Annotated in this window: 9 protein-coding genes; 2 read left to right on the forward strand and 7 right to left on the reverse strand. The window is 35.5% G+C overall.

Going from position 1 to position 14,387, the window contains the following annotated elements; genetic code table 11:
• Nucleotides 1-381: 381 nt before the first annotated feature.
• From ACHZES_RS06755 to ACHZES_RS06765, 3 genes are all read right to left on the reverse strand, one after another.
• Nucleotides 382-1,278: a PHP domain-containing protein gene (locus tag ACHZES_RS06755; protein ID WP_395548695.1), complete on the reverse strand. Its 897-nt coding sequence runs from the start codon at nucleotides 1,276-1,278 to the stop codon at nucleotides 382-384.
• A gap of 896 nt (nucleotides 1,279-2,174) precedes the next feature.
• Nucleotides 2,175-3,962 (reverse strand): DUF262 domain-containing protein, encoded by a 1,788-nt coding sequence (locus ACHZES_RS06760; RefSeq protein ID WP_154525858.1) that lies wholly within the window; start codon nucleotides 3,960-3,962, stop codon nucleotides 2,175-2,177.
• 3 nt (nucleotides 3,963-3,965) lie between these two features.
• On the reverse strand, nucleotides 3,966-5,267 hold the full coding sequence (locus ACHZES_RS06765; protein WP_154525860.1) for a DUF262 domain-containing protein: 1,302 nt from the start codon (nucleotides 5,265-5,267) through the stop codon (nucleotides 3,966-3,968).
• A 646-nt stretch (nucleotides 5,268-5,913) separates the two neighbouring features.
• On the opposite strand from ACHZES_RS06765, the gene istA reads away from it, so the two are divergent.
• Together istA and istB are read left to right on the forward strand one after the other, a co-directional pair.
• Nucleotides 5,914-7,464 carry an IS21 family transposase gene (gene istA, locus ACHZES_RS06770; RefSeq protein WP_395549405.1) on the forward strand — a complete coding sequence of 517 codons (1,551 nt, stop codon included), beginning with the start codon at nucleotides 5,914-5,916 and terminating at the stop codon, nucleotides 7,462-7,464.
• A gap of 6 nt (nucleotides 7,465-7,470) precedes the next feature.
• Nucleotides 7,471-8,247 (forward strand): IS21-like element helper ATPase IstB, encoded by a 777-nt coding sequence (gene istB, locus ACHZES_RS06775; RefSeq protein ID WP_395549404.1) that lies wholly within the window; start codon nucleotides 7,471-7,473, stop codon nucleotides 8,245-8,247.
• A gap of 419 nt (nucleotides 8,248-8,666) precedes the next feature.
• Here the strand turns inward: istB and ACHZES_RS06780 are convergent, their stop codons facing one another.
• The 4 genes from ACHZES_RS06780 to ACHZES_RS06795 form a co-directional block, all read right to left on the reverse strand.
• Nucleotides 8,667-9,560 carry a Fic family protein gene (locus ACHZES_RS06780; protein ID WP_395548450.1) on the reverse strand — a complete coding sequence of 298 codons (894 nt, stop codon included), beginning with the start codon at nucleotides 9,558-9,560 and terminating at the stop codon, nucleotides 8,667-8,669.
• A gap of 573 nt (nucleotides 9,561-10,133) precedes the next feature.
• On the reverse strand, nucleotides 10,134-12,362 hold the full coding sequence (locus ACHZES_RS06785) for an ATP-binding protein (RefSeq protein ID WP_154521378.1): 2,229 nt from the start codon (nucleotides 12,360-12,362) through the stop codon (nucleotides 10,134-10,136).
• 75 nt (nucleotides 12,363-12,437) lie between these two features.
• Nucleotides 12,438-12,776, reverse strand: coding sequence for a hypothetical protein (locus ACHZES_RS06790; protein WP_154521381.1), 339 nt, complete (start codon nucleotides 12,774-12,776; stop codon nucleotides 12,438-12,440).
• An 807-nt stretch (nucleotides 12,777-13,583) separates the two neighbouring features.
• On the reverse strand, nucleotides 13,584-14,372 hold the full coding sequence (locus ACHZES_RS06795) for a hypothetical protein (RefSeq protein ID WP_154521384.1): 789 nt from the start codon (nucleotides 14,370-14,372) through the stop codon (nucleotides 13,584-13,586).
• Nucleotides 14,373-14,387 lie beyond the last annotated feature (15 nt).

The raw sequence follows: 14,387 nt of genomic DNA on the forward strand, positions 1-14,387 counted from the left end.
ATCCTCCTGATTATAATAATAGTCTGCGGTTTCGTATCTTTCTATGTATCATGTTCCGGCTCCACCCATTTAATACTGCTGTTCGTACCTCCTTTGCTCTATTTCAGGTGCCACTTCCCCGCCGTATTCAATGAATAAACTATAGCACCATTTCGATTTATTGTCAATCATTTTGATTCATATTGATTCATTTTACTTCTTTACGGTTCATGGTAATGTCTGGTAGTGGAAAAGTGATATATTGGGGCGAAATAAAAAACTGCCGCAAACAGCTGATTTTTATTCAGCCATTTGCGGCATTCCATTTCTAGAAAACGTTCAACAGTCTATTAGGCAGGAACGGTTGGTTCATATACTTAAATTCTTACTTACTAATATTTTTCACTTAGCCATCTCAGAAAGTTTTCTCTTGAACTGATGATAAATATCTATTTCTTCATGACAATTCATACTGCCCAGTTTGATGGCCGGCTTTGTTTTTCCATGAAAATCGCTGCCTATCGTTTTCAGTAAATGAAATTTCTCCGCCTGCTCATTATAATAAGCAACCATGTTTTCATCATGATAACTACTGTATACTTCCATCCCATCAATACCACAAGCAACAATGCCTTCTAGAATCTTTTGATTCTGTCCGATATTAATCCCAGGATGAGCAAGAACAGCTAAGCCTCTTGCTTTTCTAATCAATTGTATGGCTTCGTTCAGTCCCATAAACTGAATAGGTACATATGCTGGCTTCCCTTGGGAGCAAAAGTCCCAATAAAAATTTACATAAGGATTATCGCTGCGCTTCCCGTTCTTTCTATATGGCTCCAGAAGGGGATTGTTTTGATTTCTTAGATCCGCAAGAGCAGCTTCAGCAATCATTTCACCCGTCACTACACCTTCTATGGCAAGATCTAAAACCTTTTCTATTTCGAAATGAATTCCTAAATCTTGTACTAATTCTATAAGTTTAGAAGAAGCATCCTGTTCTTTCTTTAAGATATCCATTTCATTTTTTTCAAATTCAGTTAATGTTGGATCAATCCCATATCCTAATAGATGCAGATTTACTCCTTCAAATTGGCAATCAAGCTCAATAGCACAAATAAATTCAATCCCTAATTCATTTGATGATTTTTGAGCCTCTGCTATCCCTCGTACGGAATTATGGTCAGCTAATGCAACGGTCTTTAGACCATGTTGCTGACACAGCTGCATGAGTTGTGAGGGTGTGTACTCACCATCGTTACTAATATTAGAATGCATATGTAAATCTAACTGATTAGCCATTTCAATCCCTCCTTGCCACTTTTATTAATTTTCTTAATCAGGTTAGAGTTCATCCATGTTGCTCTGATAAAGTAATCAAGCTAAACCTTATAACTTAACTTTACTAAAAATCCGTTTTGTTTGCAAGCTATATCTTCCTACCTGGATCTGCCTGCCGTGGCTCAGCTTTGAACAGCTCCCGAAAATCCATGTTCTACGAAGATCACCGTTGTATTAATATGAAAAAAAGCACCTTCTGATATTTTCTAATCAAAAGGCACTATTCTCAAAACTGAAATCATACCTTCTTTGCACTTGATTCTTCAAGTGTCCCGTCTCTATAAAGTTATAATTTAAGCCACAGGCTTTATGCCTGTGGCTTATTGTTTAAGTGGAGATAGTGGGATTCGAACCCATGACCTCTTAAATGCCATTCTAGCGATCTCCCAACTGAGTTATACCTTTCATTTTCTACCTATCTATGATAGTAATTTAGAAAGTTTACCTTCAGCTTATCCTATGTCATCTGTGGAAACAAAGAAAAAATAGGGCTAAAAATCGCATTTTTTCTCTGTTTTTTCTTATATTTAAATCAAAAATCACAACATCTTGTGGCTTAATCCTACTTTTTATACTCGTTAAATACGTCATCAAAATCACTGTTTTAACATTCCTTGAGGTTGTGATAAGATGCCAGGAGGGCATAGTTGGGCCTTGGCAGAACTTATCCTCTTGGCATATCAAACAAATTATGTTTTTTCCTGGTAATAACATGAGAAGAATCCCAAAAACGATATAGCTATAGGATTTGGATGTTCGCAATTTATTTTTATTCTCCTCTAACTATCTAGTATTTTATGCATTTTAGAGGTTCTTGCAAACATATCCATTAATTACTTTTAAAAATCTGACGTGTTCTACCCTTTATTTTTCAAAATGTTAAACATTTCATCTTTATGTCTATTTGCTTTTTCTTCTGTCCATTTCCCATCACCAAGTCTTGTCATTTTTTCCATGACCTTTAATTTAAGACTTTGACTGATGATACTCGGATATGAATTGATTTTTCCAGCAGGTGGTAAGTTAGAAAACTTAGAATTCCCCGAAACAGTTATTAAAGCTAGATTCCCGAATCCGTTCAAGTCATCTTGTTCCCAACATTCTCCCTCAACCGGATGTTGCGGTTGGAAATGCTCAATAGAACTTCTAAACTGGAATTGCCAATCCTCTTGAAATGGTGATATAATTTCTTTTCTGTTATAAGAATAACCATCTCGATAAATCAAATAATCAAGATATGAAAATACAATTCGTTCAATACCAAAACCATTCTTGTTTGGGTAATCGGAATCATTTACCTTTTTATTACAATAGTTTTCTAACAATGCAACTAAGTCAGTTGCCTCGTTATCTACCAAACTTGATAATATAACGGTAATCCAGTGCATAGTTTTTGGTGATGTATAAGTAATACGTAAACAAGATTGAAGAGTTCTTAGCCTCTTATTATAATTACCCTCTTCATTAAATGTACCAACGTATTTAGGCTTATCGCTATTTTTCTTGTCGTCATGATATTTTTCCAAACGTTGCAGGGACCATTTACCCGTTTCCTTGTAATCCCTAGCAAACTCACGTTTTAACACATACTTGTCGAATAATACTCGACACTTCAATAAATGGTACAAGAAATCTTTTGCTTTTTTAGGTGTTGACCATGCCCAAGATAGGTTATTAAGGAAGTGTTTGTCATCAAGGCTTGCGTCTTCTTCTCCGAGATTTCTCATGACAGCATTGACTTGCAATAAGAAGTTTGGAAATGAAATAGTTGATTCAAAACGTTCATTCTCATTTTCGTATTGCGTGGTTGATAAATTAAGTAAACTATTCTCTCTTAAGATATCAATCAATGTTGTTTTATCTGCTGATTCATTCACTGACGAGATTTTACTTTTTATAGAATCAAAATCCTTTATTGATTGGCCTAGATTGCTCCAGTTCCTAGTAAAGATACTTCTTCTCACATTAACATCAAAATTCATCTGAACATATGAATTCATATCTGAACATTTTTCCCAAATCATAGCTGCTATATTTTTGTCTTCTTTGCTTTTAAGCACTTCTAGTAACTTAGCTTTAGCAATTTCATGAAGTTCCAACTGTTCCCCACGGGTATTCATAATCTCAAAATAATGGTTTAAATCAATGTTCCGAGGAACTTGAACTCGAATAAGAAAAACCTGTTTTAACTTTTTAATAAAGTTGTATTTGTCGATATTTTTATGCCTAAAGTAGTTATCAACCACTTGAAAACCATTTAAAATTTCTGGTGATGATAATTCTTCAATTAATTCCGGATTACTACTATTGCTAATATAAGAAAGGGTACGATTAGATTTTTCACGAGCCTCAAATCGTAATGCTTCTTTCGCAAATATAATCCCTAAATACTTCTCAAGAAGATATAAAGTTGTTAATCGCTGCTGACCATCAATCACTTCGTAAACATTGTTATCTGTTTGATTAACAATCAAATTCCCTAAGAAGTAATTTTTATTAGAACCGTCAATAGAGCTTTCAATATCTTCAATTAATTGTTCTATTTGCGTTTCACTCCAAGCATAATTACGCTGATAAATTGGCACTAGGTAATTGATGTTCTCAAAAACTTGCGATACCGGTATTTTTTTCAAATCGTTAGCCATATCCTACCACCTATTCCATTTGCAAAGCAATTCATAGACTGCTTTGTATTTTTCTTTATTAATGTCATCAATATCTGGCTGACTAAGTACAAGTAATTTCAATCCATCTGGATCCGCTATTTCGCTGATTGAAGAAAACATAGCAATTCCATAATTTGCTCTCTCATGCTGACCTTTTGCATATTTATTGATGGTCTGTGGATAAACCGCATTCATTGCAAGACGTAATGAATAACTCCATGTGTAAAGTTGCTGCATCACAGATTGGGTTAGGCTCTCAAGACCAAACCTATCCGCAAAAAATAATAAGGAGCATTCATACAGCTGCTTAATGTAAATATCACCAGAACGCTTGCATGGAATTTGATCCTTGTCATGAAAACAACTTATCTCTTTTTGTATTTTTTCTAGTAATTTTCCGTAATGAAGTGTGAAATTAAAGAATCGTTTCCCTGCAATTAAGGGCTGTGTCAATTGGAATTGATTCAAAAATTTTGTGGCAAGCATTTCATTACTACCATTAGCATTGAATTGTTCTACATACAGATTACTTGCTTTATGGTAAATTGCAAAACTATAGATATTTGCTCCCTTAATTCCTTTGAAAGAATCAATTTTACTTGTTGAATACCCTAAACCTTCTTTTCCCTTATACCATTGAGTCAGTGGGTACAAATAGCTTTTAAATAAATCATCTAGATCGTCTTGGTTCATGTTTTCCCAGCTATTTATAATTTTAACTTTTTGGTTTTCATCTTCATTATTCATTTCTCGTAAATGGTATGATTTTAACAAATCATGTGGTGCTAACTCTTTACCACGAGAATTTTGTGAATCGAAGAACTGAAATGCTTCTTGCTCACTATCTGTGACAATTTGAACCACAGTGCATTTATTCAGAAGATAATCTCTATATTTTTGACATTCATCTTTTGTTAATTCATTGACTCTTTTAGAAAGTACTCCATAATTTGTGACAATAACATCATTCGATAGTTTGCTGTATTTTTCTTTCAACATACTTTGTTTGCTATCTTTTAAACAAAAAAGCAAAATTGATAATGTAGTAAGCCTTTGTTGCCCATCAACAATATTATATTTTTCAGAGTATTCTTTGTGTAATATTACTGATCCTAGGCGATATTCGCTTATACCATCCTTAAACGCATCATATGTATCAACAAATAAGGTATTAGTTGACTTCACGCTCCATCTATATGGTCGCTGATAAGACGGTAACGCTAGATTTATATCAAACAAGTCTTTTAATTTGGTTATTTTTAATTCATCTTCAATTAGTGCCATTATTTATCTCCTAAAGTTTTTTATTAACATCATTTTCATCTTATCTGCTATGGCCTCAATAAAAACATAATAAACCATTTGGTTTCAATTTACAATAGAACCGTAATAAACTAAACCCGCAACTCAAGCACTAGAGCTGCGGGTAATTTTGCATTACTAATTATTTGTCTATTTGTATTTCTAGCCCTGATTTGAATTCAACGATGATGTGGTCATCAATGCAGATGGGTTGCTTTGCCATCTATGTGCAATCAAAGAATAGAAAGCACTTTTGGGCTATCCATGTTAAGGAATACCCCACCTTTAAACATTTCAAAATATATCACAAGCATAGCAGCTGAGATCAATATCACAGGCACATAGATGCTCGAAACCTTACAGTATATCGAGCAAATCAAAAGCAATATGCCTTTCAACTAAACGGAAGAAAACCAGTAGTGAAAATACTAACTGAAATAGTCAAGCATTAACAACAGTTCTATATGAGTAATCCGGAGCTGATTACACCATCTGTCCGGACTATGGAAACCGTTATTCCGTTTTAAAGGAAACCGACATTTCGGTGTTGGAAACCATTTAAACATAAAAGTCTTATAATGAAATCATGCACCCTGTCGGTGTAAATTCATTATGGGAGGTCACTATCATGACCAAATATCGAGAGATTTTAAGACTACATAGTCTACATCTCAGCCAACAGAGTATTGCAGATAGCTGCAGTGTCTCTAAAAAAACCGTCAACAGTGTTCTTAAGAAAGCCAGCGAATTAAATATTTCATGGCCACTCGATAAGAACCAGACCGACGAAGTCCTTGCTGGAATTCTTTTTCCAGAAAAAGGCAAGCATATCGAAGCATCGAATAAACGTATGCCTGATTATGCTTACATCCGCAAGGAGCTACTCCGCAATGGCGTTAGTAAAAAGCTCCTGTGGACTGAATACATGGAGGATTGCCGATTAAATGGCGATGAGCCTTTGATGTATTCCCAGTTCTGCTATTATATCCAGCAGGATGAGCAGAAACACCGTGCAACCATGCACATCAATCGTAAACCTGGTGAACAGGTGGAAGTGGATTGGGCTGGTGATCCAGCTCACCTCATCGATCCAGATACGGGTGAAATCATAAATGCTTACGTTTTCGTTGGTGTTATGACCTATAGCCAATACGTGTATGCAGAAGCATTCATTGATGAAAAGCAACCTGCGTGGATTAGAGCACATGTTCACATGTATCAGTTCTTTGGTGGTGTTGCTAAGATTCTGGTTCCTGACAACTGCAAAACAGCAGTAATACATAATAATAACTGGAATGATCAACGAATCAATGCCACATATCAGGAAATGGCTGAACACTATGGTACTGCTATTATTCCAGCCAGAGTGCGTGCACCTAAGGACAAGCCAAATGCAGAAGGATCCGTCGGAAATATTTCCACCTGGATTATCGCTGCACTACGTGATGAACAGTTCTTTTCACTTGCAGAATTAAATCGTGTGATACGTCAGAAACTAGAAGAATTCAATAAAAGGCTCTTTCAAAAGAAAGAAGGTAGCCGATTGGAACTCTTCCGCGACGAAGAACTGCCATTGCTGGCTCCCCTACCTGCTACCTCTTTTGAACTGGCGGACTGGAAACAGGCCACTGTTCAGTTCAATTATCACATATCCATTGATGGAATGCTATACTCGGTTCCATATGAATACATTAAACGCAAGGTAGATGTCAGGGTAACAGATACTACAATTGAAATTTTCTACAACCACAACCGCATAGCTTCTCACAAAAGACTTCATGGCAGAAAAGGTCAGTATGATACGATCCTGGAACATATGCCAGAAGACCACCAGAAATATCTGGAGTGGAACGGTGACCGTTTCCGTAAGTGGGGTGAGCGGATCGGTAACAATACGTACAAGGTAGTGGATGCAATCCTTACCTCCAAACGTGTGGAACAACAGACTTATAAAGGCTGTATGGGACTTCTTAAGCTTGCTGATAAATACTCAGTAGAGAGATTAGAAGCTGCCTGTGAAAAGGCTCTCAGCTACACAGCAACGCCTAGCTACAAAAGTATTAAAAACATACTCACCGCGGGGCATGACAAATCTGTTGATACTGATTTTGGAACAAAATCAGCAAACACACAAAACAAGTATGGCATCACAAGAGGTGCCGACTATTATCGGAGGTAAACACTTATGACAAACCAAAGTACGATTGATAAATTAATAGAAATGCGTCTTAGCTCTATGGCAGATGCATTCCGTAATCAGCTAAATGATCCAAAGATGAAAGAAGTTTCCTTCGAAGACCGCTTTGGTATGCTGACCGACATCGAATTCAGCAGCCGTAAGAATAATCGACTGAAAAGACTGATTCATAACGCTGGATTCGACCAGACTGAAGCAAGTATCATGGATATCGATTATACTTCAGGACGCAAGCTGAACAGAGAACTCATAAGGAGACTTGCTGCTTGCGAATATATATCTGAACACCGTAACTTATTTATTACTGGTGCAACAGGTAGTGGTAAGACTTACATGGCATGCGCGTTCGGTATGGAAGCATGTAAGCAGTATTACAATACTAAATATGTACGTCTCCCAGATCTTTTGATTGAGCTGGAGATGTCAAGAAATGAAGGTACATACAAAAAGGTCATGGCGAAATATGCCAATCCACTTCTTCTTATCATTGATGAATGGCTCTTGCTCAAACCAACTGACAATGAACAAAAAGATATATTTGAACTTCTGCATAGGAGACGTAAGAAATCATCTACGATTTTCTGCTCCCAGTATCTGCAGGAAGGATGGTATGAACAGTTAGGTGGTGAATCCAGTCCTCTGGCTGATGCCATTCTGGATCGTATTGTTTATGATGCCTATAAAATTAATATCCAAAGCATTGATCCTTCAAAGGATATCTCAATGCGAGAGGTATACGGACTAGACAAAAACATGAGCGAGTAAACTCGCATAAGGTGGTTCCCATGTTCCGGTCAATCGGTTCCCGATTTCCCGGAACTGCGGTTTCACCGCACAAGAATATTCACTATAGTCTCAACCAATCCTTAATACAGTAGTTTCCTTGTCTCGCAAGGCAAAAAGCAGTTCTGTGGTCTCAACTCTGACTTACATTTTATGTTCAAACTATACTAAGAGGATAAAAAACAAGGTGTCCAGCAATCGTTTATTTTACCGAAAGTCTGAAAACCTTGATTTCAAGCCTTTTATAGCCAATTTATTTATCTTTGCGTGACATCAATACAACCGTCTACCACATGCCTTGTTGCTGTAATTTGGATGGCCAGAGTACCTGATAACCCCTTGGCGTAAGTCTATATTTTCAATAATTCCAACACTTGCTTTTTATAAAATAGCTATGCTAATTACTCCTGCAGCATTTTCAAATACATATCCAAGCGTTCATTGATATATCCTGCAAATAGTTTTTCCATAGAAGAAAGATTATGTTTTACATGATATTCATCAAAAGCATTGTAGTATGCCATACGATCTGTAAATTTGATGTTAATAGGCGGAAAACCTGCTTTCATTAGTTCCAAATTCACAAGCAAACGTCCTGTTCTTCCGTTTCCGTCAATAAAGGGATGAATTCCTTCAAATTCAATGTGGAAACGCGCCAGCTTTGTCGCGGTATGCTCTGTGCTTTCAGCAAAATCAATCATCAACTGTTCCATTTTGGGTTGAATAAGATACGGCTGTACTGGTTCATTCTGCGCACCCATAATGCGAACAGGAACACGGCGGTATACACCTCGGTCCTCCTTCTTATCCGCAAGCACCAGATAATGAACCTGCTTGATAATACTCTCACTCATTGGAACATGGTCTTTTACCAGTTCACGAATAAATTCAAATGCCTCTTTGTGACCGACAGCCTCCATGTGGTCTTTCAGCGGTTTTCTATCGATGGTAAGACCTCTGAGAACCATATCCGTCTCACGCAATGTTAATGTATTTCCCTCGATGGCATTGGAGTTATATGTGTATTCAACAACAAATTCCTCATTCAGCCTGGTAACTTCACCTTCTGTGAAAGGACGTCTGGTGTCCAGTTCTTTCTTTTTGCGGTCAATCATATCCAATAGACTTTCTACCGATTTATATCTGCCGTCAGCCGGTTTCACTGCGTCTACTGGAATCTTCCATCCTCGTCCTTCCTGATATGCACCAGGAATTTTCCCTTCCGAACAAAGCACCCGGATTCGCCTATCGGAAATGCCCCATTTTTCTGTGGCTTGTTTTACACTCATAAACATAAAATATCCCTCCAGTCATTAATATTATACCCCTTTATCGGAACAATATCAACGAGTTCGGAATAATGTTTATATAAATATCGGAACACTATGGATTGTGTAATACTTCATCCGGATCCGGATTTGAAGAAATTACTTCCACTCCCTTTTTCTCCGATGTCTACCAGTTCCCTTTTCCGAAAACAAAAAAGCCGGAGAATCAGAATGCTGCAAATTCAGTTCAATTCCCCGGCTCTATCTGTGTTTCTGTTATAATTTTATTTCATAATCTCTTTTACTGGAAAGTGATTTCGGTATCATTTTGGAAGCTGCATCTAAAAATCAGCTTCTGCATCAGAATCACGCACTCCACATGCAGTGGAACGGAAGTTTTATACTACATAGCGATAATCCAGCATTCACCCTCTAAATTTAAGTCAGGCCTTTCACTTATAATAAAATAGCATGTCTTTAGTGTTTTTACTTATGTATTTAGCTTTTAGGTCAAGGAGTTACTAAAGTAAACTTATTCTTATGATTTTTTCCGCTATATTCAAATTACTTATTGCTAATTTATATTACAATTTATACTCTTTATTTTGGCTTTCTTACTGTATCTAAATGGTCAAAAATCACCTCTTTGCCATTCGCATAACCAACAATACTATCAAAATGTTCATTGTCAGATGATATATCAGATACTTTAATAATGCCATTAACACCCGTATCCCAAACTTCACATAGCGCCTCTATTATTAACCCCTGCAAAGTCTGAGAATGAAACCAACTTATACCATTATCAGGCCACTCTATGTATCTGTAATCACCGTGATATTGAAATATTCCTGGCTGCCCACTGTCTGACCAAAACACGTTTTCCATAAACTCCACTTTACAACTATGGTCTCTTTCATAAATATGTACGGAAGCATCCTGAATTACTAAATATGAATCATTGTTTTGCTCTTTTATATAATTTTCTATTTCATTATAATTACATGATCCGTTTTTATTAAACGCTATTTTTAACTGTTTTGTTTCACCTCCACACTCTCTAATGATGGATGCACATTCCAGTTCTGAATCCAATTCTAAAGAGAGATCTGATATAAGGTCAGCTTGATCTGTAGCCCACTCTTGCAAAGCTTGATTCGTAACTATTGGGATACCAATGTCTCTACTAGCCCTATCACTTTTCCCTATAAAAATGCCTATAATACCGCTTAAATGGGTAGTTCGAAATCCTCCAACAGTCACTACGCCATCTAAAAAATCTTTCCTTTTTAAACCAAAAGGTTCCTTGTAGATTAAAGCTCTGCCAACTATTTCCCCTTCTAACCCTTTAACAAAACGCATGTTTTTTGAGAGTTTCTGTAGAAATTGTTTTTCATCTTTAGTTAATGAATTAAAAGTCGATTTTCCTATGATTCTCTGTAACAATTTATAAGAAGAAATTTGCTTCCAATCATTAGCATTTATTATTGTTCTATTAATACTATTTTTTTCAAATAAAATATCACAATCAATACTAGGACAAAGATTTTCTATTATTTCTTCAAAACTTTTTTTCTTTTCCTTATGGCAATTTCTCATCAACATTTTTTCTAAAACACCTGCATCTTTTAGCCATACCCGAATCCTAGTGCCTCCGCTTTTTATAAATTCATTTGATCCAGCCTTCCTTAAGATTGGACGTACCGCAATGCCATCATTAAACTCCAATATTTTAGTTTTTTCCCTACCAGCTTCATACCTTCTGGTTGCAATTGTAACTCTTTTTCCCCACATGAATACAGAAAAAAAAACTATTCCGTACTTCCCCGTTGATGAAAATCCTTTTACTTCAAGACCAGGTAATTCTTCATGCATTAGTGAGGTACCCCATAATGATTTCCCAAAATCAAGGAATGGTCCAGTTAAAACTCGTTGCGACATACCTATTCCATTATCCTCAACTTCTATATAATAATGTTCATTTTTTTCTTTTCCAGTCCTAATAATAATATGACCATAATTTTCACCTTCATTTTCAAGTATCCTTCTTGCTCTAATAGCATCAGAAGCATTTTGAATTAACTCTCTTAAAGGAACAATAACATTATCTCCATATAATTGTGCACCTCCAATGCAGCCAACCAATTTAGCAACATCTGAAACTTTAATATTTGCATCCACAGGTTGCCATCCTTCAACAGAAATTAATTTAGTTAATCTTTTTGGGTCTTCAATTGCCGATATTCCATTAGCATTTAATCTTTGCCTATTGGTATCATGCAATAATGAATCTACAGAAATAAGTTCATCATTAATCATCTTTAACGTATCGTAACACAGCCACCAACTATCCGCCTCCGCAACTGTAAAAGGAAGCTTTGTGGTAAATACTAATCTGTTCCGTTCCAATCTTGGTTGATATAACTTTTGCTGAAAATCCCAGTGCGTTTTTGAGTAATTAGAAAGTTTTCTAATAGTTTTCAAGAAACTTGGTGCTCTCCGATCGTCGATTTGAATTGCATCTGCAATTCTAATAATGCAGGCCAGTTTTAATGGATCAATAGTCCAGCTTTGTGGAAAAATTCCTGGTGCCCCAAGAATATGATTAAACTTACTTTCAATATCATCAACTTTCCACCAGTGACTGTAGGCAATTAACCCGATTATTCTTCCGTAAGATTGTCTTAATTCAGCATTATCAATCAGAAAAATTTCTTCATCATTATTATTTTTCCATGAAATAAGAGCTAACCTTTCTGCTTGTTTTGCATGCAGTAGTCTTAGAGTATATTCTGTAGCTGTTCTTTCTATTTCTTCATCTAACTCCACATAATCCTCATCTGCAATTTGTCTTCCATATTTCTTTTTTATAATTGAGGCTACTGTGTCTTTCCATATACTTTCCTACTTCAGTTCATTAATTCCATTTGGGTAGGAATCTAGCCCCATACCTAAATCATGAACAAGAAAAGCTCCACCTAAAACAAATGCTTCTGCAGGAGTTAGATTAACAGCATCTTTAGCCACCAATTCCGCTGTATCCCAGAGCGCGTCAATATGTGTTATATCATGAACAGTATAATCTGGTAAAACTCTTGATATTTCGGCAGATAATATTTTAGCCTTATCTCTAAAATTCTCGTATTCGACTCTTAAAATATCTCTTTCCTTTTCATAACGATCTGAGTCAAGTTGTTTTGCTAATGTTTTCTGCCATATTGTAGTTTGCTCATAATAATTCATTTGTACCTCCCAAATCATTTATAAAGTATTTTTTAACTTCACATATATCTGATATAGTATCCTTTTATCTAAATACAATTTCTACATCTATTTTGGTTTTATAATTAATCATGCAAAATGTTTATCTACTTTACCCCACCCAGTTTCTGAAAACATATTTCAGTTTTTCTGTCCTCAAAACACAGGTTGATTCTTTCTCTCATACGCTCAACCCCTTTGATTTACTGCGGTTTCCGAGCGAGAAGCACGACAGTTTCCACATGCCCTGTTGCTGTAATTCTGATGACCATTGAGCCTAATATCCCCTTGATGTCAGGATGTTTTTCCAACATTTTTCGTATTCAATCTTTGTTAGAAGCTTCTTATTGGAACTCGATATCTTACTTCTGTTCTCCTGCTGTAATTATACTGTTCATACCTTACTCCTATTATATAAACAAGCCCCTTACCTGTTTAATAAGTAGGGGACTTTTATAACATTATGTACTTTATTCAAAAACTTTCTAAACTTCAGTTTTACAATTAACAAGTATGAGAAAAACTCTAAGTATGTAGACTATTTTTTTCGTTCATTGATTTAGAAAAAACATTTTGTAATTTTTATAAGATGCTTTTCTGATTACATACCTTGCTAATTCTTCGTCTTCATCCAATTCATGACTTTGAGGAAAGATACTAAGATTGTTGATAGTCTTTACATATCCTCAGTAAAGTTCATGATTGTATCTGCATAAGGGATATGCCAGAACAGTTGTATTCTTTAGAGTATTCATGCAAAAAGAATGAGCATACATTACTTATATAATATTATCCTATTGTTTGACTAGTTAAAATATCTAACATAATTCCTGATACCATTAAATAACCTAATACCAGAAAAATAATCCCAACAGCTATAGTATTTACAGGTCTCGAAGCCATTTTGTATGTATTTCGATTCAAGAATTCCCACATTCCCCTTAACTTGCTACTCAAATTCAAATTAATTAGCGAAACAAGATATATATTAGATATGAGAGCCGACAGCATATAAATTACAATAATTGCTAAACCTATTATCTGATATATTAAAAAGAAACTAGTTGATATATCTCCAAAAACCGAAATTTTTTCTGTCTGCGTTATCTGTACTTTTAATAGTTCTATATCCACTTTTCTTCCTTCACTTGCATTCCTTGCCTGCCAGACAAGAAATGGAACTGCAACTATTGAAAGTATATTAAAAACAAGCATTATATTTAAATCTTTTCTAAAGCGAAGCCCCCTGCGTATACAAACGCCTGCCATTCCCACTGCCATTATTCCAATTGCAGTTGACATAAAAATAACAATAAAGTGAATAAGATTATAATACTTTATGTAATTTACCAGTGCTACCCCCATAAATATCGCAATAAAAAATATTAGAAGATTAGAATCGTCATTAGAAGTACCACTTTTATAAACCACTTTTTCCTTAATAATAAATTTCTTAGATTCTATAATTTCTATAGGTTTAGTTGTTTTGACAGACTTTTCAGATGTCGGAATTAATAATTGTTCAATTAGTAATAAAAGTATTCCAACTATTAATCCAGAAATTATATCTTCAATCATACTTCTTCTCCTTCG

Origin of the sequence: Lacrimispora sanguinis (assembly GCF_044987295.1) — a bacterium.
GTDB classification, from domain to species: domain Bacteria; phylum Bacillota; class Clostridia; order Lachnospirales; family Lachnospiraceae; genus Lacrimispora; species Lacrimispora celerecrescens_B.

Coding starts and splice junctions, on each gene's coding strand:
- ACHZES_RS06755 (WP_395548695.1), bottom strand. CDS start 1,278: ATGGCTAATCAGTTAGATTTACATATGCATTCTAATATTAGTAACGAT.
- ACHZES_RS06760 (WP_154525858.1), bottom strand. CDS start 3,962: ATGGCTAACGATTTGAAAAAAATACCGGTATCGCAAGTTTTTGAGAAC.
- ACHZES_RS06765 (WP_154525860.1), bottom strand. CDS start 5,267: ATGGCACTAATTGAAGATGAATTAAAAATAACCAAATTAAAAGACTTG.
- istA (WP_395549405.1), top strand. CDS start 5,914: ATGACCAAATATCGAGAGATTTTAAGACTACATAGTCTACATCTCAGC.
- istB (WP_395549404.1), top strand. CDS start 7,471: ATGACAAACCAAAGTACGATTGATAAATTAATAGAAATGCGTCTTAGC.
- ACHZES_RS06780 (WP_395548450.1), bottom strand. CDS start 9,560: ATGTTTATGAGTGTAAAACAAGCCACAGAAAAATGGGGCATTTCCGAT.
- ACHZES_RS06790 (WP_154521381.1), bottom strand. CDS start 12,776: ATGAATTATTATGAGCAAACTACAATATGGCAGAAAACATTAGCAAAA.
- ACHZES_RS06795 (WP_154521384.1), bottom strand. CDS start 14,372: ATGATTGAAGATATAATTTCTGGATTAATAGTTGGAATACTTTTATTA.